This window comes from Lentzea sp. NPDC102401 (assembly GCF_044765805.1).
In the GTDB taxonomy this organism is placed as follows: Bacteria; Actinomycetota; Actinomycetes; order Mycobacteriales; family Pseudonocardiaceae; genus Lentzea; species Lentzea sokolovensis.
On record NZ_JBIWKS010000013.1, the window covers coordinates 254,557 to 277,877 of the forward strand.

Annotated in this window: 19 protein-coding genes; 5 read left to right on the forward strand and 14 right to left on the reverse strand. The window is 68.6% G+C overall.

Annotation, left to right across the window (positions count from 1 at the left end; all coding sequences use genetic code 11):
• Position 1: 1 nt before the first annotated feature.
• Complete coding sequence (locus tag ACIRG5_RS37255) at positions 2-2,659, reverse strand: BTAD domain-containing putative transcriptional regulator (RefSeq protein ID WP_402913888.1); 2,658 nt, start codon at positions 2,657-2,659, stop codon at positions 2-4.
• A 637-nt stretch (positions 2,660-3,296) separates the two neighbouring features.
• Positions 3,297-7,325 (reverse strand): type VII secretion protein EccCa, encoded by a 4,029-nt coding sequence (eccCa, locus tag ACIRG5_RS37260; protein WP_402913891.1) that lies wholly within the window; start codon positions 7,323-7,325, stop codon positions 3,297-3,299.
• Positions 7,326-7,554: 229 nt separating this feature from the next.
• Between eccCa and eccD the strand changes: the two genes are divergently transcribed.
• Together eccD and mycP are read left to right on the forward strand one after the other, a co-directional pair.
• Positions 7,555-8,958, forward strand: a complete 1,404-nt coding sequence (eccD, locus tag ACIRG5_RS37265) for a type VII secretion integral membrane protein EccD (RefSeq protein WP_402913894.1) — start codon at positions 7,555-7,557, stop codon at positions 8,956-8,958.
• Positions 8,955-10,367: a type VII secretion-associated serine protease mycosin gene (mycP, locus tag ACIRG5_RS37270; RefSeq protein ID WP_402913897.1), complete on the forward strand. Its 1,413-nt coding sequence runs from the start codon at positions 8,955-8,957 to the stop codon at positions 10,365-10,367. The genes eccD and mycP overlap by 4 nt, the downstream gene beginning before the upstream one ends.
• A gap of 72 nt (positions 10,368-10,439) precedes the next feature.
• On the opposite strand, the gene ACIRG5_RS37275 is transcribed toward mycP, so the two are convergent.
• From ACIRG5_RS37275 to eccB, 3 genes are all read right to left on the reverse strand, one after another.
• On the reverse strand, positions 10,440-11,519 hold the full coding sequence (locus ACIRG5_RS37275) for a WXG100 family type VII secretion target (RefSeq protein ID WP_402913900.1): 1,080 nt from the start codon (positions 11,517-11,519) through the stop codon (positions 10,440-10,442).
• An 8-nt stretch (positions 11,520-11,527) separates the two neighbouring features.
• Positions 11,528-11,845, reverse strand: coding sequence for a hypothetical protein (locus tag ACIRG5_RS37280; RefSeq protein WP_402913902.1), 318 nt, complete (start codon positions 11,843-11,845; stop codon positions 11,528-11,530).
• A gap of 71 nt (positions 11,846-11,916) precedes the next feature.
• Positions 11,917-13,533 carry a type VII secretion protein EccB gene (gene eccB / locus ACIRG5_RS37285; RefSeq protein WP_402913903.1) on the reverse strand — a complete coding sequence of 539 codons (1,617 nt, stop codon included), beginning with the start codon at positions 13,531-13,533 and terminating at the stop codon, positions 11,917-11,919.
• Positions 13,534-13,692: 159 nt separating this feature from the next.
• Here eccB and eccE point away from each other — a divergent pair, with 159 nt between their 5' ends.
• From eccE to ACIRG5_RS37300, 3 genes are all read left to right on the forward strand, one after another.
• Positions 13,693-15,012, forward strand: coding sequence for a type VII secretion protein EccE (gene eccE / locus ACIRG5_RS37290; protein ID WP_402913906.1), 1,320 nt, complete (start codon positions 13,693-13,695; stop codon positions 15,010-15,012).
• Positions 15,009-15,737 carry a hypothetical protein gene (locus tag ACIRG5_RS37295; RefSeq protein WP_402913908.1) on the forward strand — a complete coding sequence of 243 codons (729 nt, stop codon included), beginning with the start codon at positions 15,009-15,011 and terminating at the stop codon, positions 15,735-15,737. Before eccE ends, ACIRG5_RS37295 begins: the two co-directional genes overlap by 4 nt.
• A 221-nt stretch (positions 15,738-15,958) precedes the next feature.
• A complete protein-coding gene (locus ACIRG5_RS37300; RefSeq protein WP_402913910.1) occupies positions 15,959-17,521 on the forward strand; it encodes a S8 family peptidase in 1,563 nt (520 codons plus the stop codon).
• Positions 17,522-17,851: 330 nt separating this feature from the next.
• Here ACIRG5_RS37300 and truA read toward each other — a convergent pair whose 3' ends face one another.
• The 9 genes from truA to ACIRG5_RS37345 form a co-directional block, all read right to left on the reverse strand.
• Positions 17,852-18,646 carry a tRNA pseudouridine(38-40) synthase TruA gene (gene truA / locus ACIRG5_RS37305; RefSeq protein ID WP_402913913.1) on the reverse strand — a complete coding sequence of 265 codons (795 nt, stop codon included), beginning with the start codon at positions 18,644-18,646 and terminating at the stop codon, positions 17,852-17,854.
• 59 nt (positions 18,647-18,705) lie between these two features.
• Positions 18,706-19,269 (reverse strand): 50S ribosomal protein L17, encoded by a 564-nt coding sequence (rplQ, locus tag ACIRG5_RS37310; RefSeq protein WP_402913915.1) that lies wholly within the window; start codon positions 19,267-19,269, stop codon positions 18,706-18,708.
• Between the two features lie 48 nt (positions 19,270-19,317).
• Entirely contained in the window at positions 19,318-20,376 is a 1,059-nt protein-coding gene (locus tag ACIRG5_RS37315) for a DNA-directed RNA polymerase subunit alpha (RefSeq protein ID WP_319976925.1), read from the reverse strand.
• A 151-nt stretch (positions 20,377-20,527) separates the two neighbouring features.
• Positions 20,528-21,133: a 30S ribosomal protein S4 gene (gene rpsD, locus ACIRG5_RS37320; protein ID WP_045309822.1), complete on the reverse strand. Its 606-nt coding sequence runs from the start codon at positions 21,131-21,133 to the stop codon at positions 20,528-20,530.
• A 23-nt stretch (positions 21,134-21,156) separates the two neighbouring features.
• Complete coding sequence (gene rpsK, locus ACIRG5_RS37325) at positions 21,157-21,564, reverse strand: 30S ribosomal protein S11 (protein WP_030478320.1); 408 nt, start codon at positions 21,562-21,564, stop codon at positions 21,157-21,159.
• A gap of 37 nt (positions 21,565-21,601) precedes the next feature.
• Complete coding sequence (rpsM, locus tag ACIRG5_RS37330; RefSeq protein ID WP_089915254.1) at positions 21,602-21,982, reverse strand: 30S ribosomal protein S13; 381 nt, start codon at positions 21,980-21,982, stop codon at positions 21,602-21,604.
• Between the two features lie 217 nt (positions 21,983-22,199).
• Positions 22,200-22,313, reverse strand: a complete 114-nt coding sequence (rpmJ, locus tag ACIRG5_RS37335) for a 50S ribosomal protein L36 (protein ID WP_010148647.1) — start codon at positions 22,311-22,313, stop codon at positions 22,200-22,202.
• Between the two features lie 25 nt (positions 22,314-22,338).
• Positions 22,339-22,560 (reverse strand): translation initiation factor IF-1, encoded by a 222-nt coding sequence (gene infA, locus ACIRG5_RS37340; RefSeq protein WP_005166804.1) that lies wholly within the window; start codon positions 22,558-22,560, stop codon positions 22,339-22,341.
• A 122-nt stretch (positions 22,561-22,682) separates the two neighbouring features.
• On the reverse strand, positions 22,683-23,264 hold the full coding sequence (locus ACIRG5_RS37345) for a hypothetical protein (RefSeq protein WP_402913920.1): 582 nt from the start codon (positions 23,262-23,264) through the stop codon (positions 22,683-22,685).
• Positions 23,265-23,321: the final 57 nt, after the last annotated feature.

The window sequence follows — 23,321 nt, forward strand, 5'->3', positions numbered from 1 at the left end:
GCTACTCCAACTCGGCCAGCCTGGCCGCGAGTGCCTCAGCCCGGTCCTCGTCCAGATCACGCCAAAGATCCACTGCACGTCGCCACGCCACGGCGGCTTCCGCACGTTGGTCGAGCTCGATCAGGGCGCTACCCAGGTCCTGCAGAGCCACAGATTCGGCGTCGGAGTCGGCGAACGTCGCGAAGGCCTCGGCAGCGGGTCCGAGCACAGCCACGGCTTCGGCATGCCGTCCGAGTCGGACAAGTGCCCCGCCCCGCACCGCGTGCATCCGCGCGAGCATGTACTCGTCGTCCAACTCGGTCACGACATCGATGGCGCGCTCGGTCGCGACTAGAGCCTCCTCGTGGCGGCCGAGCACGTTCAGCATGAAGCCGATGTTGGAACGCGCAGCGCTCTCCATGTACCTGTTCGCGAGCTCGACACCGATCTCGGCTGCCAGGTGTGAGGTGTCAAGGGCCTTCTCAACCTGACCGAGCTGGTGCAGGAGCGCGGTCAGGTTGATCAGACCAGCCGCCTCCGCGGTCCGTTCCCCTGACTCGCGGACGAACCGCAGTGCCTCCTCGAAGCAGGCCAGCGAGTCGTCCAGGCGTCCGAGGTCAGAGTAGAGACGGGCCAGCTTGAGCAGCAGGAACCCTTGCTCGCGGGCAGTCCCGAAGGTCTGGATCGCCTCGAACATCTCGACCGCTTCCGACCAGCGCGGCCGGTTGTAAGGCAGAAACCTCTCCAAGTGCGTCGGGATCAGCAGCGCGAGCCGTCTCCACCCGCGTGCCACGGCCACGTACAGGACCGCACGGAGGTTGTCCCAGTTCTCCCGCACCCACGCCAGCGCGTCGAACCGCGAGGCGAACTCCCGCGGCACCACGTCCGACGTGACCTCACCGGCCTGCACCAGCGCGATCGGATTCTCCACCAGAGCGGCGTTCTCGAGGGTGTGGACGTACCACTCGGTGATCCTCAGTGCGGCTGCTTCGTCGTCACCGCACAGCTCGGCCGCATAGGCGCGCAGCAGGTCGTGCAGGCTGTAACGCCCAGGTGAACGTGTCTGCACGAGGGCGTCGGCGACCAGCCGCTCCAGCAGCCGCCTGGCCTGCGCCACCGACACCCCGGCCAGCGCGGCGGCAGCGCTCACGTCGAAGTCCTGACCGGGGTGCACCGACAACAGCCGGAACATCCGTGCCGACTCGTCGTCCAACGCCCGATACGACCACGAGAACACCGCACGAACGTCCACGTCGTAGAAGTCGCTGAACGCGTCGAGCCGCTCGTTGCGCAGCTCGGCCACGAACTCCCGCAGCGGCACGTCCGGGAAGCGCGCCACCCGTTCGGCGAACACGCGCAGCGCCAACGGCAGTCCGGCACAGCGTTCGACGATCTCGCGCGCGGCCTCCGGTTCGGCATCGAGCCGCCGTTCACCGAGCACGACCGCGAGCAGCGACCGCGCCGCGTCGAACTCCAGCTCCCGCAGGCCGATCGTGGTCGCGTCGTGCTGTGAGACGAGCGCACGGAGCTGGTTGCGGCTGGTGATCAGCACCCGCACCCCGGCCGCGGCGGGCAGGAGGGGAAGGACCTGGCGCGCCGACGCGGCGTTGTCGAGCAGGAGCAGCAACCTCCGGTCCACCAAGGTGGTGCGCAGCAACGCGAACCGGGCGTCCGCGCCGGCCGGGACCTCGTCCACACCGAGCCCGGCCAGCAACGTCTCCGCCACGGCGGAGGGATCGACCGGCTGCACCTCGGGATCGAACCCGCGCAGGTTCACGTAGAGATCGCCGTCCGGGTAGTCCTCACGAACATCGCGAGCCCAGTGCAGCGCCAGCGCGGTCTTGCCGACGCCACCGACGCCATGCACGACGGTGACGCCTGTCGCCGTGCCGAGTTCCCCGAGTTCGTCCTCGCGGCCCACGAAGTTCCGCACACCGTGCGGGAGCTGGCGTGGCACCTGCGCACGCCTGCCGGGTGCCACCTCGGCTCGCAGGATCTGCTGGTGCAGCTCCCGCAGCGCGGGACACGGATCGACGCCCAGTTCCTCGGCGAGCCTGGTCCGCAGGTCCTGGTACGCGTTCAACGCCTCGGCCTGGTTGCCCGACCGGTACAGCGCGAGCATCAGGTGCGACCAGAACGGCTCCCGCAACGGATGATCGGCGACCAGCGACCTCAGTTCCGCCACCAGCTCGCCGGAGAGCCCGCTGTCCAGATCAGCGTCGATGCGCCGCTCCAGCACCGTGAGCCGCTCGTCGACCAGCCGCGGCACGTCCTCGCGGTGCAGGACGTCCGACGCGACGTTGCCGAGCACCGCCCCGCGCCACAACGCCGCGGCCGCACCGAAGTCGCCCGAACCCGCGAAGGCGCGGAACCGCAGCAGGTCCAGCTGGTCCGGTTCGACCACGGCGACGTAACCACCGGTCCGGGTCTGCACGCAGTCGGCCTCACCCAGCGCGACCCGCAATCGCCGCACGACCATGTGCAGCGTCTTGTGCGCGCGGCCGGCGTTCGGCGGGGCACCGTCCCACAGCCGGTCGACCAGCTCATCCACCAGCATCAACCGGTTGGGACGCAACAACAACACGGCCAGCAACAGGTGACACCGTCCGGAGGGGACTGCTACCGGTTCACCATCGAGCAGCACCTCCAGCGGACCCAGCACGCGGTACTCGGCTCGCACGCACATCCCTCCAGATCACCGGCAGTGTAGGCGCCGTGATCGCTGTGTGAGCAAAGTGTGAGCGGCCTCGGGCAGAGTTCTCCTCAGCGGTGCTGGTGGCGAAGTTCCTGGGGGGCCACCAGCACCGCTCATCAGTTTCCGGGGAGTGCGGCGAACTCGGCTCGCAACGGTCCCCCGAGTTCCACGGCCAGTTGGACGGTGTGACCGAAGTGTGAGCGCGGCCGGGCAAAGTGGTCATCAGCCGGAGCGACGAGAGTGACAGCGAAGTCCTGGGGGGTTGTCACGATCGCCGCGCTCCCTCCGGGCCGCCCCTCCCCAGTGGTGCGGTCCGGGAGGAATCCGGTCATGGGGGGAACCGGACAGTCCCCTGCTGTTCGGTGAAGGCCCGCGGCTTCGGCTGCGGGCCTTTTTACTTGTGCCGGGAAACCGGTGTCATCGAGGCGTGAGCGGCGCGTGAGCGGCGTCCGGCAGAGTCCTCGTCAGCCGGTTCGGAAGAGTCAGACCTGGGGGTGACTCTTCCGAACCGGATCCAGTGCCCCGGTGCGGCCGCCTCCCTCTTGGCCGCGCCGGGGTGCCGATCCCGCGCACGGACAAGGGCCCGCGGCATCAGCCGCGGGCCCTTGTCCATGCACTGCTTCTAGTCCGACGGGATCCAGGCGAACTGGATGCGCTGCTGACCGTGCTTGCGGGTCACCATCGTGCCCCGGCCGGGAGGCTGCGGCGACGGCTTCAGGTTGCCGATGATGTTGCCCTCCTCCTTCGAACCGGAACCGACGAAGATCGGCGCCGAGATCTCCTTCAGCTTGCCGATGATCGGGTCGTACATCGCGCGGGACGCTCCACCCATGCGGCGGACGACGACGACGTGCAGACCGACGTCCTTCGCCTGCGGGATGAACTCGGCCAGCGGCTGCATCGGGTTCGCGGCTCCCTGCGGAGCGACCAGGTCGTAGTCGTCGACGATGACGAAGACCTCGGGGCCCTTCCACCAGGAGCGGTTCTTGAGCTGTTCCTGCGTCACGTCCGGGCCGGGCATGCGGTTCGCGAGCGAGCCGCGGACCTCCTGGACGTTCTGCGTGAACTGCGCGCCCGACACCGCGTAGCTGAGCAGGTGGTCGGTGTCGATGAAACCGAGCATCGTGCGGCGGTAGTCCGCGAGCAGGATCAACGCCTCGGACGAGGTGTAGCTCTGCATGATGCCGCGGACGATCGTGCGCAGGATGTTGGTCTTGCCGGACTCGCCGTCGGCCAGCGCGAGGAAGTGCGGGTCCGCGTCGAAGTCCAGGTAGACCGGCGCGAGCTCGTCCTCGTTGACACCGACCGGGACCAGGTGGCCGCGGTTGGGGAGGATCTGCTGGACGTGCGCCATGAGCTGCCCGTGGTCGAGCAGGTCGGGCAGCATCCGGACCTGCGGGGCGCGCGGGCCCTGCCAGGCCTGGTTCAGCTTGTGGCTGAGGTCCTGGACTCCGGAGACCACCGTGCTCGCGTCCTGCGAGGTGTCGATGCGGGGCAGGCCGACGAGGTAGTGCAGCTTGCGTCCCGTGGCACCGTCGACGGTGATGCCGCGGCCGGGCCGGCCAGGAGGCACGTTGACCGCCACCTTGCGGTCGACCTCGGACTCGCTCGGGTCACCGAGCCGCAGCTCGAAGCGCGTACCGAGGAGGTCCTTCATGGCCGGCCGGATCTCCGCCCACCGGCTCGCGCCGACGATCACGTGCACGCCGTAGGACAGACCCTGCGCGGCGAGCGCCTGGATCTGCGGCTCGACCATCTCGAACTCCTGGCGGAAGTTCATCCAGCCGTCGACGATCAGGAACGCGTCACCGAAGGAGTCGTCCTTGATCTCACCGCGACGCTTGCGGTTGCGGAACTCGCCCAGCTCGATGCGCTGATCGCGCCAGCGGAGCTCGCGTTCCGCGATCAGGCTCTGCAGCTCGGCCACCATGCGGCGGACCTTGTCGACGTCAAGACGACCGGCGAAGCCACCGACGTGGGGCAGGTCCTCCATCGCGGCGAGCGAACCACCACCGAGGTCGATGAGGTAGAACTGCACCTCCTCCGGCGTGTGCGTGAGCGCCATCGACGCGACGAGCGTCCTGAGCATCATCGACTTGCCGGATTGCGGGCCACCGACGACCGCGCCGTGACCGGCCGCACCGGAGAAGTCGGCCCACAGCAGGTCGCGACGCTGCTCGAACGGCTTGTCGACCACGCCCAGCGGAACCTGCAGCGTGCTGTTGGCCGGGTAGCCCGGCGACGTCAGACCGCGGTCCGGCGTCACGTCGAGCGGCGGCAGCATCGTGTCCATCGTCGGCGGCTCGTTGAGCGGCGGCAGCCACACCTCGTGCGCGGGCGGGCCCTGGCCGACGAGGCGGTCGACGATGAGCTCGAGCTGGGTCGGCTCGTTCGCGTCCTCCTTGACGGGCGCGACCTCGACCTTGACCGGCTCGATCGGGCGCTCGGGCTCCTTCGGGATCTCGATGAAGTCCGGCACGAAGAACCGCGGCCGCTTGTCGCTGCGCACGGCCACCGACTCACCGGCGGACTGCATGCCGGCGGGACGGTAGGTGCCCGAGACGTAGAGCGCCTTGAACCTGGTCAGCGGCATGCCCTGCACGCTCAGGTAGCCCGAGCCCGGGATCGGCGGGAGCTCGTAGGCGTCCGGCACACCGATCGCCGCGCGGGACTCCGCCGCGTTGAACGTCTTCAGACCGATCCGGTACGAGAGGAACGTGTCCAGACCGCGCAGCTTGCCTTCCTCGAGTCGCTGCGACGCGAGGAGCATGTGCATCTGCAGCGACCGGCCGACACGACCGATCTGCAGGAAGATGTCGATGAAGTCCGGCTTCGCCGTCAGCATCTCGGAGAACTCGTCGATGCAGATGAACAGCGCGGGCAACGGGTCGAGCTGGGCGCCGTTCTCACGGGCCTTCTCGTAGTCCCAGACGTTCTTGTAGTTGCCCTTCGCCAGGACCTCCTGACGACGCGACACCTCGCCCTCGATGGCGTCCTTCATGCGGTCGACCAGGCTGAGGTCGCCGGCGAGGTTGGTGATCGTCGCGGCGACGTGCGGCGCCTTGTCCAGACCGAGGAACGTCGCACCACCCTTGAAGTCGACGAGGATCATGTTGAGCGCCGTCGAGGAGTGCGAGGCCAGCAGGCCGAGCACCAGGGTGCGGAGGAACTCCGACTTGCCGGAACCGGTCGCGCCGATGCACAGGCCGTGCGGGCCCATGCCGTCCTCGGCCGCTTCCTTGATGTCGAGCTCGACCGCCTGGCCGTGCTCGCCGATGCCGAACGGGATGCGGTAGCGGTCGCGCTTGGGCCGCGGCCGCCACGCCTGCTGCACGTCGAACGTGATCGGGTCGCCGGGGATGCCCATGAACTCGAGCAGCGGCGGGTTGTTGGTCATCGCCAACGGGTCCTCGCCCGAGTCGCCACCGGCCTCACCGGCGGCGCCCATGCGGTACGGCGAGAGCCTGCGGGCCAGTGCCTCCGCCTCGACGACGGACAGCCGGTCCGGGGCGCCGAACCACTCGACACCGCTCGCGGAACGGGCACCGAGCTGGTTGTTCTCGACGACCAGGCGCAGACCGCGGCGTGCCGTCAGGTTGCCCAGGCACTCGTTGAGGTCCAGCAGCGTGACGCCGACCAGGCCCTCTTCGAGGATGATCATCTCTTCGCGGCTGATGTCGCCGTCGTCGATGACGATCACGATGTGCGGCTGGTCCGGCGGCGGCGGGGCGTTGCGGGTGAACCGCTGGCGGTCGCGCAGGTTCTCGTCCAGCATCGCCTCGATCTCGGCGAGCGAGTTCGCCATCATGCGGCGCTGGCCGATGCCGTCGATGTCGGTGGGGTGCTGCGCGTGCGGCAGCCACTTCACCCACTCCCACAGCTGCTTGGTGCGGCCCGCGCTGACGACCGCGATCAACAGGTCGTCGGGGGCGTGGAAGGTGACGAGCTGGGCGAGCAGGGCCCGCGCGAGGTCGCGGCGGTCCTCGATCTCGCCGAGCAGGCCGACCGCGGCGAACCCGCGCAGCGCGATGGAGATCGGGAGGTCGGGCACGAGCGAGTGGGCGCGCACGAAACGGCGCAGCGCCAGCGTCGCGATCGGTTCGAGCTCCTCGACGGGACCGGTCTGCGGCGGCACCAGGCGGGTGGCGAGGCGCTGCGAGCCCCGTCCCGCGCGCAGGTGGCAGAAGTCGGGGTCGTTCTGGCGGCGTTCCCACATGCGGCGGGTGGTGGCGAGCGACCACAGCATCTGCGGGTCCGGGTGCACCCACTCGCGTTCGGCGCGCTGCTCGTCGGCGGCCTCGCGGGCGCGGTCGCGCATCTGGCCGAGGTACCGCAGGTAGTCCTTGCGGTCCTCGTTCATCTCGGCTTTCTTCTGGCCCTTGCCCGAGCCCATGCCGCTCGCCATCATGCCGATGGTCGAGATCATCATCATGCCGGGCATGATCATCGCCGCGGGCTGCCGCGGCATGAACACGAGCATCATGCCCATCATGCCCATGGACGCGACGATCATGACGACGGGCATCGCCTTCATCATGATGTTGCCGGGGATGATCCGGGGGACCTCGGGTGGCGGTTCGAGGTGTACCTCACCGCCAGGAGGCCGGGGAGCAGCAAGGCGTGCCGTTCGCTTGAACTGCAGCGTGCTCAACTGACAGGCACCTCTTCGACTCGTTACGCCACCAGTAGCAACCGACACTATTGCGCATCCGCGCGCGTCACGAAGGTGGGTCGGAAAAAAACCCAGTCGAACGTGTTCTGCAAACGACACGTGCAAGAGACGTCGGTGCGGCCATACTAGGGCCGCCCGGCAACCGTCCGAGTGGACCAATAAGGTCGGGCACATTGTTTGCAAGGCTGATCTGACTTAGGGGGCCCTGGTGGCGACCGGTACGACGGTGTTCAGCCGTGTCACGGTGGTGGCACCTCGGACGCGTATCGACGTCGCGCTGCCTGCCGACGTGGCGGTGGCCGATCTCCTGCCGATGCTGCTGGACATGGCGAGAGAGGCCACTCCGGACGGTGGCGTCCGGCACGGTGGCTGGTGCCTCGCCAAGCTCGGCGACAACCCGCTCGACCCGGCGCGCACGCTCGCGTCGCTCGGCGTCGTCGACGGTGAGCTGCTGCAGTTGCGGCGCCGCAACGAGAATCCGCCGCCGCCGTTGTACGACGACGTCGTCGACGCGATCGCGGAGTCCGATCCGGACTCGTTCCGGCCCTGGACCAAGGAGACCGCGCAGCGGTTCGGTCACCTGGCCGGCGCGCTCGCGCTGATCGCGTCCGCGGTGGCGTTGTTCCTGTCCGGCCCGATCTCGCAGGGCGACACCGGCAGCGGTCTCGCGGCCGCCATCGCCGGCGGTGTCGGCGCGATCGCCATGCTGGCGGCGGGCGCGACCATCTCGCGGGCCTACAGCTCGGCGTCGACCGGTGTGCTGATCGCCGCGTGCGGTTCGCTGCCGCTGGCGTTCGTCGCGGGCTTCCACGCCGTGCCCGGTGTGGGCTTCAGCCCGAAGATGCTGCTCGCCTCCGCGCTGATGATGATCTTCGCGTGGGGCGGGATCCTGCTGATCGGGCAGGGCATCACGGTGTTCATCGCCGCGGCGACCGGCGGCACGCTCGTGGCGCTGGCGTTCCTCGTCTCGACGTTCGTCGAGCACCCGCTGTCCGGTGTGGCCGCCGCGACCGGCGCCGTGGCGCTCGCCGCGCTGTCGCTGCTGCCGGGTCTCACGCTGCGGCTGGCCAAGATCCCGCCGCCCGTCGTGCCGACGAACGCCGAGGACCTCAAGGAGGACAGCGGCTTCCCGGAGTACGCGGTCATCGAGCGTCGCACGGCCGTCGCGCACGAGTACCTGACGGGCATGATCATCGGCACCGGCGTGGTCGCGGCACTCGCCGCCATCGTCGCCGCGTCCGCCGACACGGTCTGGGGCCCGATCTACGGCGTGGTCGTCGCGATCGTGCTGATGATGCGCGGCCGGGCGTACGCGAACGGCGCGCAGGCCGTCGCACTGCTGTCGACCGGCATGTTCGCCAGCGCGGGCATCCTGATCGGCTGGCTGATCGCGTCGACGTCGTTCGACCGCCTCGCGTTCGTCTTCGGCGCGCTGCTGGTGCTGGGCGCGCTCGCGCTGGTGCTCGGCGTGATCTTCCCCGGCCAGAAGTTCTCGCCGCCGCTGCGCCGCACCGTCGACATCGTCGAGGCGATCCTGATCGCCTCCGTGCTGCCGCTGGCGCTGGCCGTCATGGACATGTACCAGGTGTTCCGAGGCCTGATCACGCTATGAGGGCGGGCATCAGGCGCACCACGGCGGCAGCGACCGCCGGACTGCTTCTGCTGACGGGGGCGCTGCCGCAGGCCTCCGCTCAGCCGTCCTCGACACCCTCCGCCGCGCGGCCGAACTCGGTGCCGCCGGACCTGCCGGCCGACACCCCGCCGCCGGCCGACACGGGCGCACCGGACGTCAAGTACGAGCGCACCTCGAAGGGGTGCGTGGAGTCCGACACCAAGAGCGAACTGATCGAGTACAAGCCCTGGGGCCAGGTCTACCTGAACCTGGAGCAGGCGCACCGGTTCGCCAAGGGCAAGGGCGTCAAGATCGCGGTCATCGACACCGGTGTCGACCCCCGCAACCCCCGCTTCGGTGGCAGGGTCCAGGGCGGCGGTGAGTACGTCAACGGCAACGCGAACGGCACCGACGACTGCGACGGCCACGGCACCGAGGTCGCGGGCGTCGCCGCCGCGGCCAAGACCGAGGGCGACTTCGTCGGCGCCGCACCGGAAGCGACGATCCTGGCGATCCGCCAGACCAGCGACCGGTTCGAGTTCAAGGGCGACGCGAACAACGAGAAGCGGGCGTCGGCCGGCAAGGTCGGCACGCTGGCGATGGCCATCGTGCGCGCGGCGAACCAGGACGCCAAGGTCATCAACATCTCGCTGACGAACTGCAGCTCTCCCAAGGGCTTCAGCGCGGACGACCGGAAGCTGCAGGCCGCGATCCGGTACGCCGTGGACGTCAAGGACGTGGTGATCGTCACCGCCGCCGGCAACCTCAGCGACCAGGGTGTCGGGTGCAGCGCCCAGAACAACAACCTGGACCCGAACAACGTCAACTCGGTGTCGTCCCCGGCGTGGTTCGCCAACGACGTCCTGTCGGTGGGCTCGATCGCGCGCTCCGGCGACGTCTCGTCGTTCAGCGTCTGGGGCCCGTGGGTCAGCATCGCGGCGCCGGGCGAGGAGATCATCTCCGTCGACCCCAAGGGCACCGGCCTGACGAACGCGAACGTCACCGCGCAGGGCGTGCAGGACATCAAGGGCACGAGTTTCGCGTCCCCGTACGTCGCGGGCATCACGGCACTGGTGCGCGAGCGGTTCCCGAACCTCAAGGCGCGCCAGGTGATGGAGCGCCTCAAGGCCACGGCCCTGCACCCCGGCGGCCTGACCGGCAAGGACAACAAGGCCGGCTTCGGCATGGTCAACCCGGTCGCCGCGCTGACCGCGGTGCTGCCCGCCGAGGCCGCCGGTTTCAAGGCGCCGCAACCGAAGGAGCTGACCACCAGCGTCACTCCGCCGCCGGGACTCGACTGGCCGCCGATCATCGTGGCGCTGGGCGGCATCGGCGCCGGCGGCATCCTGCTGGCGCTGACGTTGTTCGTCCGCAACTCGCTCAACCGCAAGCGCAGAAGCACCGCGTAACGTTCGACACGCGACGAGAAGGGCCCCGCCGGAACTCACCGGCGGGGCCCTTCTCGTCGTCGGGGAAGAGCGTCAGTCGTCGTCACCGATGGTCTTCGGCGCGGCCTTCTTGGGTTTGCCGAGCAGATCGTCGATCGAGCCGCTGAGCCGCTGCTTCGGCTTGTGCTCCTTGTCGCCGCCCTGCTGCCCGCCGCCCATGCCACCCATCATCGGCGCCATGCCACCGCCCATCATGCCGCCGGAAGCGGCCCCAGGACGGCCACCAGCGGCCGCGGCGGCCTGTCCGGTCCCAGCACCCTTGTCCGCCAGCGGAACCTGCTCAGCGACGCCGGTGGCGCCTCCGAACTGCATCGGCTGCTGGGCCGCGGCGGCAGGCGCGCCGACCGAGCCGACTCCGCCGGCACCCACACCGCCGCCACCGCCACCGACCGGGACGCCACCGGACGCGGCTCCGCCCGACGCGGCGCTGCCCGCGGCCGCCGTGGCCGAGGCCTTCGCCGGCTCGGGCATCCTGGTCTCGGGCTTGGCCGGTGCGGTGTAAGTCCAGTTCTGCTCGGGGTACCTGTGCTCCATCCGCACGGCCTCGAAGCCGCCGGCCTCACCGGACACCCCGTCGCACAGCTTGAGAAACGCCTCCAGCACCTGCCGCGCGGACTCGTGGAGCTCGCGGACCGGGTGCTTGAGCTCCTCGATGTGCCTGATCGCGCGCTGGTCGCCCTCCATCGGCAACGACGCCGTGCCGGACACCGAGTCAGCGGCGTCGGCGAGCACGTGCGCCATGTCCTGCACGATGACGCGCACGCCGTCCGCGGTCTCCTCCAGAGCGTCCGCCATCGCGTTCATCGCGTCGGACAGGTCGCCGCCCGCGAGGCCCACCTTGCGCATGTGGTCGAGGAACGCGTCGGCGTCCTTGCCCTCCCACCGAGCGTCGACCCCGCCCAGCGGCTCGGAGACGTGCTTGTTGACCGCCTCGGTCACCTTCGCGGCCTTGCGCCAGCGTTCGGCTTCCTCGCGCAGGTCGTTCCAGTCGCCCACCAGCGGGTCGAAGAAGTCGTGCACGAGGTCCACGACACCGAGCTTGCGGCTCACCCGTGAGAGGTAGTCGAGCTCGGGACCGACCTCGGCCGCGATCTGCCTGCCGTCCTTGGTCACAGCTCCCCCTACCGCCGGTCGGCCTTCTTGATGGCCCGCAGACTTTCCTCGTCGCCTTGCCCGTGTTGCTCGGCGACGGCGTGCAGGCCCTTGGAGGCCGCGTCGAGCGCCTCACAGGCGCGGCCGAGCTGCGAGTTGAGCAGTTCGGCGGCACGCGCGTACCCCTGGGCGGTACCGACGGTTCTGCCGATCTCGCCGAACGACTGCGGGCGCAACGGGGACACCTTCATGGCGTCCCGCACCCGCCTCAGATCGTCCGTCGTCCCGTCGATGCGGTCGGCGTACTTCTCCAACCACTCGGCATCGACGCTGATACGACCGGCCACGACTCTGTCCCCCTACGAAAACTCCGGGTGCATTCGTCGCATTCGACGGTGATGCACCCGGAGCGGTTCCGCTACTTCTGAACGGCCGCCTGCGGATCCTTGATGGTGCCCTTGGGCGCCGGGATCGAGTCGTAGCTGCGGTTGGCCTCGTTCTTGTTGAGCTGCGGTCCCATCGGCAGGAGGCTCAGGATCTGGTTCGGCGCCGGGGGGAACGTCCCGTCGAGACCCAGCGCCGCCGCGGTGCCGCCGTCCGGAACGCCGTAGCGCACGCCGCGACCCGTGACGACCTGCACCGGTCCGGTGCCGAAGTCGCCCTTGCCCTGGCTCGCCCGCACGACCGCGGCCTTGCCCGGCAGCATCAGGAACTGGTCGATGATCTCGCCCGCCGCACCCGCGGCGTTGAGCTCGACCGGTGCCATGTCCTTGGGGCCGGGCAGCTTCGAGCCGATCGTGACCGAGGTGTGCTCGGCCTTGTTCTGCTCGGTGTAGTTGTCGGCCTTCCAGCCCAGGCACACCACGGTGTTGTTGGCGTTCGCCTCGAGCGTGGTGGGGATCCGCTCCGGGTACGAGTTGAGGTCGAGCGGGTTGGCGGGGTTCTTGTGGTCCGCGATCGCGTTCGGCGAGAGCGGGATCGCCTTCTGGTTGTTCGAGTACGCGTAGCGCAGCAGGTCGCCGACGGTCTGCTGGACGTCCTGGAACCCGTCCTTGAGCGCCACCATGTACGTGGCGGTCCCGGTCAGGTTCACCTCGACGACCTCGCCGATGTTCACCTTCGTCTCGGTGACGTAGGTCGCCTGCTTGCCCTGGTCGGCGATGACCGGCGCGATCAGCGGCGCGACCTCGGGGATCGCGTTCAGCATCGCCGTGCTGATCGCCCGCGGGAACTTGCCCTTGAGCCGCAGGGCGTTCATCACCTTGTCGTTCTTGAGATCCACCTCGGCGCGGACCGTCGACGACGAGATGTCGCGCAGCGGGGTGGGCTTCTTGTAGATCAGATACGCCTTCTTCGCGCCCGTGCGCTGCTGGACCAGCACCGCCTCGTCACCGAGGTCGGCGTTGCCACCGCTGACGCCGGCGATCACGGAGGTCTTGATCTGGTTCTCCGCCGCCTGGTTCTCGCGGAACTCGTCCAGGTTCAGGGTGTCGCAGACGGACCACTGCGCGTCGATCCGCAGGTTCTGCTTCGGCAGCACGTCCGGCGCGTCCGGCAGACCGGTGAGCCTGCCGCGCGGGAGGTTCGCCAGCGCCGACTCGCTCACGAGCTTCGGCGTGCCGCCGGCCGCCTCCTGCGGAGCGCCCGCGGTGCCGGCCGGTGCGTCGCCGCCGCCCTGACCCTGCTGCGCGTCCGGGTTGTTGCGCGAGTACCAGAGCAGCCGGGCCGACGCCAGGTTCGTCATCGGGACCAGCCGCCGCGGCGCGCTGTCGACGACGTAGACCTGGCCGGTCTCCTTGCTGATGGCGATCTGGGTCTGGTCGTCCAGCCGCGGGGCCGGGCTGAAAAGACCGACCACGAGGAAGCCGATCAGACCGACTACGCCCAGCACCACACCCACCGCTGTCGCGCGCGAGTGGTTGCGCATGGGGTCGTGCAGCATCACTGCGTCTCTGCGGACAAGCGCTGACTGCATCCGCCGCAGGACGAATTGGTAGGCCTGGACCTGTGACTTGGTCGTGGGTGTTGATGCCATTCTCGGCTCGCTGCTCTCCCAGTCGCGGTACGGTTCGGCAGGATAGCCGGACGCAGGTTGCTCCGTGGGCCGGTTCGCCAAGCCCACCGACCATCGAGGGGAAAGAGACCACAACGGATGTCCGTGACCACTCCACATCCGCCCCGGCCCAACCCAGGGATGGCACGGCCGCAGGGACCCGCAGGTCCTGGCCAGCAGGCACCAGCGCCTCCGCGTCCGGTCGGGCGTGTCCGTCGCAGAGCCGCCGGCGTGAGCCTCGGCTCGTTGCCCGTCTCGAACGTAGTCACGATCGAGGTCGGTCTCGCCATCGCCCTCCTCGTGCTCGCGATCATGGGCGTCAAGGGCGACAACGGCGCGCTGAACGTCGTCTCCGTCTCGATCGCCGGCGGTGTGCTCTTCATCGCACTGATCCTGGCCTTCACCCGATCGCGTGGCCGCTGGCTCACCCAGTGGATCGGTGTCCGTCTGCGCTACAACTTCCGGTCGCACAGCCGCACCGCGAAGCGTCAAGAGCAGACGGAGTCCAAGCCCGGTGACGACGAACTGCAGGTGCTCGGCCCGGAGGACCCGCGCGTCGCGTTGCTGCGCCTCGCGATCCCCGATCTGGTGATCGCCAAGGGCGTCGACCACGAACGCCGTCCGCTCGCACTGTCGTGGCACGACGGCGTGTGGACCGCGGTGCTGCTGGTCGACCCGACGCCGCCGCTGATCTCCGCGGTCGGCTCGGCGCCGTCACTGCCGCTGGGAGCGCTCACACCGTGCCTGGAGGACCGCGGCGTCGTGCTCGACGCGATCACCGTGATCTGGCACTGCTACCCCGGCAGTGCGGCACTTCCGCCGAACTCGCCGGCCATCAGCTCGTACATGGAGGTGCTCGGCCCGCTGCCCGCGGCGGCCCGGCGCACCACGTGGATCACGGTCCGGCTGGACCCGCGCCGTTGTGGCGAGGCGATCCGGGAGCGCGGCGGCGGCGTCGTCGGCGCGCACCGCGCGTTGATCGGCGCGTTGTCCCGCGTCCGCAACGCCCTGGAGTCCGCCGGTGTGACGATCCGCCCGCTCGACTCGGACGAGCTGCTGCGTGCGGCGATCTCGTCGGCAGAGCTGACCGCGGCCGTCGGCAACGCGAACCCCGTGTCGTTGCGGGAGAAGTGGAAGGGCGTCACCGCTGGTGGCGTCGGTCACGCGAGCTACGCGATCACCGGCTGGCCGTCGAAGGGCCTCAAGGGCAACCTGAACTCCCTGACCGGTGTGCGCGCTCTCTCGTCGACGCTCGCGATGTCCATCTCACCGTCCCGAGAGGACGGTCAGGTCTCGCTGCGCGGCCTGGTGCGGGTGTCCGCCCGCACGCCGAGCGAGCTGGACCGGGCCGAGGACCAGCTCTCGAAGCTGGGTGACAAGCTCGACATCACGCTGACCCCGTTGCGGGGCATGCAGCTCGCGGGTCTCGCCGCGACGCTGCCGCTGGGAGGTGTGGCATGAGCTCGTCGTCCCGTCTGCTCGACACGCGCGGCCGAGGCGCGGTGGCGCCGGAGTTCCTGGTGTCGCCGAACATGCTCGACCTGGTCAGCCCCAGCGGTGACCGCGGCGGCATGATGCTCGGCCAGGGCGTGAAGGGCGAACCGCTCGCCGTGTCCGTCCTGCGCCCGACGCCGACCCGCATGGTGGTCGTCGGCGGCCTGTACCTGGCCCGGCAGATCGCGTTGCGCGCCATGGCGACCGGAGCGTGGATCATCATCGCGACGGGCCGCCCGCAGGCGTGGCAGCCGGTGGTGCGCGCCGCGGGCCAGGGCCCGGACGGCCGTCCGTCTCAGTTGGTGCAGCTGCGCCGGCTGTCCCCGGCGGACCTCCCGCGCCCGACCGAGGACATGCCGCTGCTCGTGATCCACGACGGCGGCCACGTCCCGCAGGAGCTGTTCCCGCCGCGCGCGGGGTGGCAGACCACGATGTACGTGCTGCCGTACCTGCACCCGCAGGCGTCGTCCACGGCGAACAACGCGGACCTCGTGCTGCTGCAGCGCCTCCCGATGGGCCAGGCCCAGCTCGCCGGCCAGATGTGGCGCCTGCGCCCGCAGATGTTCCAGCAGCTGACCCAGCTCAAGGACGACCAGGTCATCGCGATGGGCCAGGACATGTGGGCGCACCTGCGCCTCTACACGACCCCGGCCGAACAGCAGATCCTCGGAGCCGTCCGCCGGGGTGATTGAGACGCTCGGCAATATAGGCGAAACTTGCGCCCCGAACGGACAACCGTTCGGGGCGCAATTGTTTTGTAAATAGATCAGCTGCACCAACTAATTCACATCACCGAGCAAATCTGTTGATTCGCCATTAGAAGGCAATTTCGTGGACCGTCTTGTGTGAAATCCGCCCGCGCCACTAAGAAAACTCTCACCTGCACGACCCTGCGACGAGGGAGCTTGCTGCTATGGGAGAATCGTGGGCCAGACGAGCGGCCGGAATCGGACTGGTGGCGGGCACTGCGCTCGTCCTGTCGTCCGTCTCCGCCACCGCTGCGCCCGAGGGGGAGATTCGCAACCTCGGTGCGTCCAACGCGGTGAAGGACAACTACATCGTCGTGCTGAAGGACATCAGCACGTCAAGCGTGGAGAACCTCAGCGCTAAGTACGGCGCGAAGGTGAAGCACTCTTACAAGTCCGCTTTGCGCGGTTTCTCGGCGCAGATGTCCGAGACCCAGGCCAAGCGCCTCGCGGCAGACCCGGCCGTCGCCTACGTCGAGCAGGACGGCGAGGTCCGCGTCTCGGACACGCAGACCCCGACGCCGTCCTGGGGCCTCGACCGCATCGACCAGCGCGCGCTCCCGCTGGACAACAGCTACACCTACCCGAACCGCGGCGCGGGCGTCACCGCGTACATCATCGACACCGGCATCCGCCTCACCCACTCGGACTTCGGCGGCCGCGCGGTGTCCGGTACGGACACCGTTGACAACGATGCCGACGCCACCGACTGCAACGGCCACGGAACCCACGTCGCGGGCACCGTCGGCGGCACGAAGTTCGGCGTCGCGAAGGACGTGAAGCTGGTAGCCGTCCGAGTCCTGAACTGCTCGGGCTCCGGCACCTTCGCGGGCGTCATCGCGGGCATCGACTGGGTCACCGCGGACGTCCAGGCCAACCCGGCCCGCAAGCCCGCGGTGGCCAACATGTCCCTCGGCGGCGGCGCCAACCAGACCGTCGACGACGCCGTGGCCCGCTCCATCGCCGCAGGCGTCACATACGGCCTGGCAGCCGGCAACGACAGCGGCGGCAACGCCTGCAACACGTCTCCCGCCCGCACCCCGGAAGCCATCACCGTCGGCTCCACCGACCGCACCGACGCCCGCAGCTCGTTCTCGAACCTCGGCACCTGCCTCGACATCTTCGCCCCTGGCCGCGACATCACCAGCGCCTGGCTCACGAACGACGAGGCCACCAACACCATCAGCGGCACCTCGATGGCCACTCCTCACGTAGTCGGCGCGGCGGCCGTCTACCTGGGCTCGGCCCCCACCGCAACCCCGCAGCAGGTCCGGGACGCCCTCGTTGACAACGCCACCTCCGACGTCGTCACCACCCCCGGCACCGGCTCCCCGAACAAGCTCCTCCACATCACCGGCACGGCCCCCGGCAACCCGCCCGGCCAGTGCCCCGCAATCACCAACGACACCGACACCGCCATCCCGGACGCCAGCGAAGTCAAGTCGCCGATCACCATCGCCGACTGCAACGGCAAGGCCAGCACCACCGGCTCCGTGAAGGTGGCCATCAAGCACACCTACCGAGGCGACCTGGAACTGTCCCTCATCGCCCCCTCAGGCACCGTGAAGGTCCTGAAGGTCCCCAACGGCTCCGACAGCGCTGACGACCTCAACGCCACCTACAGCGTGAACGTGGCGGCCGAGGACGCCAACGGCACCTGGCAACTCCGAGTCCGCGACCTCTATCGCCAGGACACGGGCTACATCGACTCGTGGACGCTCGACATCTAAAGCCAGCCGCACCACCCTCGGAGCCCCCGGTCCCCCCGCCGGGGGCTCCTCCCTTACCGGAGGAGGGGCCAGCCGCACACGGGCAGGCTCGCGCGGGGCCCTTCGGGTTCAGACGGCAGGCTCGCGCAGGGGTCCCCTTGGATTTGGAGTCCCCCGCGACCCAACTTAGCGACGAGGTCTGACAGTCACGCGAAGCCAAAGGCGAGCAGGTATAGCGCGTGCGTCACGGCAAGCACCTGACTGCCCGCGAAGCCGGAGGCGAGTTGTCTGGGCGCACGATCGCGGCAAGCACCTGATCGCCCGCGAAGCCGGCGCGCAACACCACCCGGCTCAACGCTCCAAAGTGCGAACCCGCCGAGTCGCCTCAGCCCGAGCCGCCAACTCCGAATCCCCAGGAAAATCCACCCGAACCAACGACAACCCATGCGCAGGAGCCACAGTCACCCCACTGGCCCGCCCGCTGAGGGACAACAACGAAGAAGGCCACTCAACAGCCTTCCGCCCCTCCCCAACAGCCAGCAACGCCCCAATGAGCGACCGAACCATCGAGTGGCAGAACGCATCAGCAGACACAAACGCCGTGACCACTCCATCAGCCTCGGATCGCACCAGCTCAAGCCGCTGCAGTTCCCGGATGGTCGTAGCCCCTTCACGCCGCTTGCAAAACGCGCAAAAGTCGTGCTCCCCCAGCAAAAGCCGCGCAGCCTCGTTCATCGCGGAAACGTCCAGCGGACGAGGCCAGGCCAAAGTGTCCAACCGCCGCAACGGATGCGCGCCGAAGTCGGCATCCGAAACCCGGTACTCGTAGTGCCGCCGCAACGCGGAGAACCGAGCGTCAAACGCCGCAGGCACCACCCGAGCGGCAAACACCCGAACGTCGGAGGGCAACGCGCGAGCCAACCTCTTGGGCAGCCCGGCAACATCAACACCAGCAGGCAGATCGGCGTGAGCAACCTGCCCAGACGCATGCACCCCGGCATCGGTGCGCCCGGCCACGGTCAGCGACACGTCCTCCCGCAACACCATCGACAGCGTGTCCTCGAGAACGCCGCAAACGGTCCGCCGCGAAGGCTGCCGAGCCCAGCCGGAGAACTCGGTGCCGTCGTACCCCAGGTCGAACCGCACACGAACGAGCCCGCCGCCCCCAGCAAGGGGAGCGGCGGGCTCGTCAGCGGTCGAACCGGTCAGGACTTGTCCTTCGACTCGTCCTTGGCCTCGTCGTCCTTCGCCTCTTCAGCCTCAACGGCCTCAGCGGTCGGCTCGCCGTCAACCTCGACGGCGTCGTCTGCCTTGGTCTCGTCGGCGTCAGCCTCGACGACAGCGGCCTCGGCCGGCTTCTCGTCCTTGGCGAACTTGGTCTTGCGCGCAGCCTCGGCCTCGGTGGAGACGAGCTTCTGCTGCACCAGCTCGATGATGGCCATGGGGGCGTTGTCGCCCTTGCGCGCCAGCGTCTTGGTGATGCGGGTGTAGCCACCGGAACGGTCGCTGAAGAACGGACCGATCTCGGCGATCAGCTTGTGCACGACGTCCTTGTTGCGGATCACCTTCATGATCTCGCGACGGTTGTGCAGGTCGCCGGCCTTGGCCTTCGAGATGATCTTCTCGGCGTACGGACGCAGCCGCTTCGCCTTGGCCTCAGTGGTCTTGATCCGGCCGTGCTCGAACAACGCCGTCGCCAGGTTGGCGAGCAGCAGCCGCTCGTGTGCCGGAGACCCACCGAGCCGTGGGCCCTTGGTAGGGGTGGGCATCGCTTACTCCTGTAACTGAAAGAGATCCTCTAGCTCTGAATCAGAGCGTCAGAGCTGCTCGGTCTCCGCGTAGTCCTGGCCGTCGTCGTGGGTGTCCAGGCCGGCACCGGCGCCCCAGCCGGTGTCACCGGCGTGGTAGTCGGCAGCAGCCGCGGACGGGTCGAACCCAGGAGGCGAGTCCTTCAGGGCGAGGCCGAGGCCGACGAGCTTCATCTTGACCTCGTCGATCGACTTCGCACCGAAGTTGCGGATGTCCAGCAGGTCCGCCTCGCTGCGCGACACCAGCTCGCCGACGGTGTGGATGCCTTCCCGCTTCAAGCAGTTGTAGGAACGGACCGTGAGGTCCAGATCCTCAATAGGCATCGCGAACGCGGCGATGGTGTCAGCCTCGGCCGGCGACGGGCCGATCTCGATGCCCTCGGCGTCGATGTTCAGCTCGCGAGCGAGACCGAACAGCTCGACCAGGGTCTTACCCGCGGAGGCAACTGCGTCCCTCGGAGTGATCGAGGGCTTGCTCTCCACGTCGAGAATCAGCTTGTCGAAGTCCGTCCGCTGCTCGACACGCGTGGCCTCGACCTTGTACGTCACCTTGAGAACCGGCGAGTAGATCGAGTCGACGGGGATGCGGCCGATCTCGGCACCCGCCTGCTTGTTCTGGACAGCCGGGACGTAGCCGCGACCGCGCTCGACGACGAGCTCGATCTCCAGCTTCCCCTTGCCGTTCAGGGTCGCGATGTGCAGGTCGGGGTTGTGCACGGTGACACCGGCCGGAGGCACGATGTCGCCCGCGGTCACCACACCGGGGCCCTGCTTGCGCAGGTACATGGTCACCGGCTCGTCCTCCTCGGACGAGACGACGAGCTCCTTGAGGTTCAGGATGACGTCGGTGACGTCCTCCTTCACCCCGGGAACCGTGGTGAACTCGTGCAGCACGCCGTCGATGCGGATGCTCGTGACAGCAGCACCGGGAATCGACGAGAGCAGCGTGCGGCGGATCGAGTTGCCGAGCGTGTAACCGAAGCCCGGCTCCAGCGGTTCGATGACGAACCGGGAACGGGTCTCGGAGACCGCTTCCTCGGCGAGCGAGGGGCGCTGGGAAATCAGCACTGGGTTCAACCTCTCTACAACGACGCCCGCTATTTGACGCCGTCAACAACAGCCAGCCACGAGGACCGGCAAACGCACTCGGCACACCCTTCGCGCCGATGCGGGACCCGACCCGAGCCACCGTCCAGATCAGACGGTGGCTCGGAGAGGATCACTTCGAGTAGAGCTCGACGATGAGCTGCTCGGTGACAGGCGTGTCGATCTGCGCGCGCTCGGGCAGCTGGTGCACGAGGATGCGCAGGTTCGAGGCGACGACCTGCAGCCAAGCGGGAATCGGGCGGTCACCGAAGGACGCGCGAGCAGCCTCGAAGGGCAGCGTCGGCATGGACTTCGGCTTCACGTCGATGATGTCGAACTTCGACACCTGGTAGCTCGGGATGTTCACCTTGTGGCCGTTGACCAGAAAGTGCCCGTGGCTGACCAGCTGGCGAGCCTGGCGACGCGTGCGGGCGAGGCCCGCGCGGTACACCACGTTGTCGAGGCGAGCCTCGAGGATCTGGAGCAGGTTCTCGCCGGTCTTGCCGGGGCGACGAACCGCTTCCTTGTAGTAGCGGACGAACTGCTTCTCAAGGACGCCGTAGGTGTAACGAGCCTTCTGCTTCTCCTGGAGCTGCAGCAGGTACTCGGACTCCTTGACCCGACCGCGGCCGTGCTGGCCGGGCGGGTACGGACGGCGCTCGAACGCCTGGTCCCCACCAACGAGGTCAACCTTGAGGCGACGCGAGATACGCGTCGCAGGTCCCGTGTAACGAGCCATTAGTTCTTACTCCTCCCCGTGCCTCAGACCCGGCGCCGCTTGGGCGGGCGGCAGCCGTTGTGGGGCTGCGGGGTCACGTCCTGAATGGTGCCGACCTCGAGACCGGCGGCCTGCAGCGAACGGATCGCGGTCTCGCGGCCGGAGCCGGGACCCTTCACGAACACGTCCACCTTGCGCATGCCGTGCTCGGCGGCCTTGCGGGCGGCGTTCTCGGCAGCCATCTGCGCCGCGAACGGCGTGGACTTGCGCGAGCCCTTGAAGCCCACGTGGCCGGCGGACGCCCAGCTGATCACGTTGCCCAGCGGGTCCGTGATGGACACGATGGTGTTGTTGAACGTGCTCTTGATGTGCGCCTGGCCGTGCGAGACGTTCTTCTTTTCCTTGCGCCGGATCTTCTTGACCCCGGCGCCCGTGCGGGACTTCGGTGGCAAAACGAGCTCCTAAGTTGAGGGCAGTAGACGCGAGGTCTTACTTCTTGCCGGCCTTCTTCTTGCCGGCGACGGTCTTCTTCGGACCCTTGCGGGTACGGGCGTTCGTCTTGGTGCGCTGACCGCGAACGGGCAGGCCGCGACGGTGCCGAAGACCCTCGTAGCAGCCGATCTCCATCTTGCGACGGATGTCGGCCTGAACCTCACGGCGAAGGTCACCCTCGACCTTGTAGTTCGTCTCGATGTGGTCCCGCAGCTTGGCGAGGTCGTCGTCCGTCAGATCCTTCACCCGGAGGTCCGGGGAGATCTCCGTGGCGGCGAGCAGCTCCTTGGAGCGCGTACGACCGATGCCGAAGATGTAGGTGAGCGCGATCTCCATCCGCTTTTCGCGGGGGAGGTCGACGCCAGCGAGTCGTGCCATGTGGCGATTAACTCCTGTCGATTACTTCCAGGTCTGCTCCTCGCCCAATTCCGGTGACTGACTCGCTATGTCGTTCCGGCTGCTCTCACAGCCGGTGTCCCGGCCCCGGCCTGGAATCCGGGGGTGTCCGCACGCTTGAAGCCCTGCGTGCGGTAGGTGCGAGGAGATTCTCGTTACTGCGTCATCGAGGATCTCGACGAGCGCGCGGTGGAGCTGCTCAGCCCTGGCGCTGCTTGTGGCGCAGGTTTTCGCAGATCACCATGACCCGCCCGTGACGGCGGATCACCTTGCACTTGTCGCAGATCTTCTTGACGCTCGGCTGGACCTTCACGCCTGAGATCTCCTGCTACTGGAGGTCACTTGTAGCGGTAGACGATGCGCCCGCGGGACAGGTCGTAGGGCGAGAGCTCCACGACAACCCGGTCCTCAGGGAGGATGCGGATGTAGTGCTGTCGCATCTTGCCGCTGATGTGCGCGAGTACCTTGTGACCGTTCTCCAACTCGACCCTGAACATCGCGTTGGGGAGCGGCTCGACTACGCGGCCCTCGACCTCAATGGCCCCGTCCTTCTTGCCCATGTCCTCCGCGTTTCGTGACAGTTGTAATAACCTTTGGACGCGCGTCAGCCCGGTTCGATCTCACCTGCAAGGGCATGACTGAACCGGCGCGACTGGTGCGCCACCTGACCAGTGTACGCAGTTCACAGCGGCAACCCAAATCGGGTCCGTTCAGGGCCACTGCCGGGGCGCGCACCCCGCTGGAGCACGGGCCGCAGCCGCGCGATGTCGTTGATCTCGGACTCGTGCCTGCCGAGCACGGAGCGCAACGTCCGCAGCCGTTGAGCCGCGGTCCCCGACCCGTAGCCGGTGTCGTCGGAACACCTCTGAGCTGCGTTGTTGAGCGCGGCGTCGCCGGATCCGATGCCGTACCCGACCTGGCTCGGCTCGCCGGGTTCTCGCTGGATGAAGCCGGCCCGGTCGAGGCAGTGCAGCAAGGTCGCCCCGGTCGCCCGCGCCTCCGCGGCCTCCGGACCTGACTGGAGCAGGGCGTCCCACTCCTGCACCACGGCGTCGTGCAGGACAGTGATGCGACTCACGGCGTTGACGTACTCCCCCGGCGCGGCGGCCCGGACACTGCCCCCGCACCCGCCGTCGACCGGAGGCGGCGAACTGACGAAGTTCGGACGCCGCACGACGACGTCGGAGAACGGCGGCGAGCAGCCCTCGGCCGCCGCGATGGCGTCGGCCAGGAAGATCCGATCGGCGATCCGCTCCGCCGGCACGTCCTGGTAGGTGAAATCGGTGGCCGGCTTCGTGGCAGCACAGCCTGCGAGTGGAAT

What these genes read in the sequence shown, in the direction of transcription:
- mycP (WP_402913897.1), top strand. Translation starts at nt 8,955, where the DNA reads ATGAGGGCGGGCATCAGGCGCACCACGGCGGCAGCGACCGCCGGACTG.
- eccB (WP_402913903.1), bottom strand. Translation starts at nt 13,533, where the DNA reads ATGGCATCAACACCCACGACCAAGTCACAGGTCCAGGCCTACCAATTC.
- eccE (WP_402913906.1), top strand. Translation starts at nt 13,693, where the DNA reads ATGGCACGGCCGCAGGGACCCGCAGGTCCTGGCCAGCAGGCACCAGCG.
- ACIRG5_RS37295 (WP_402913908.1), top strand. Translation starts at nt 15,009, where the DNA reads ATGAGCTCGTCGTCCCGTCTGCTCGACACGCGCGGCCGAGGCGCGGTG.
- ACIRG5_RS37300 (WP_402913910.1), top strand. Translation starts at nt 15,959, where the DNA reads ATGGGAGAATCGTGGGCCAGACGAGCGGCCGGAATCGGACTGGTGGCG.
- rplQ (WP_402913915.1), bottom strand. Translation starts at nt 19,269, where the DNA reads ATGCCCACCCCTACCAAGGGCCCACGGCTCGGTGGGTCTCCGGCACAC.
- rpsD (WP_045309822.1), bottom strand. Translation starts at nt 21,133, where the DNA reads ATGGCTCGTTACACGGGACCTGCGACGCGTATCTCGCGTCGCCTCAAG.
- rpsM (WP_089915254.1), bottom strand. Translation starts at nt 21,982, where the DNA reads ATGGCACGACTCGCTGGCGTCGACCTCCCCCGCGAAAAGCGGATGGAG.
- infA (WP_005166804.1), bottom strand. Translation starts at nt 22,560, where the DNA reads ATGGGCAAGAAGGACGGGGCCATTGAGGTCGAGGGCCGCGTAGTCGAG.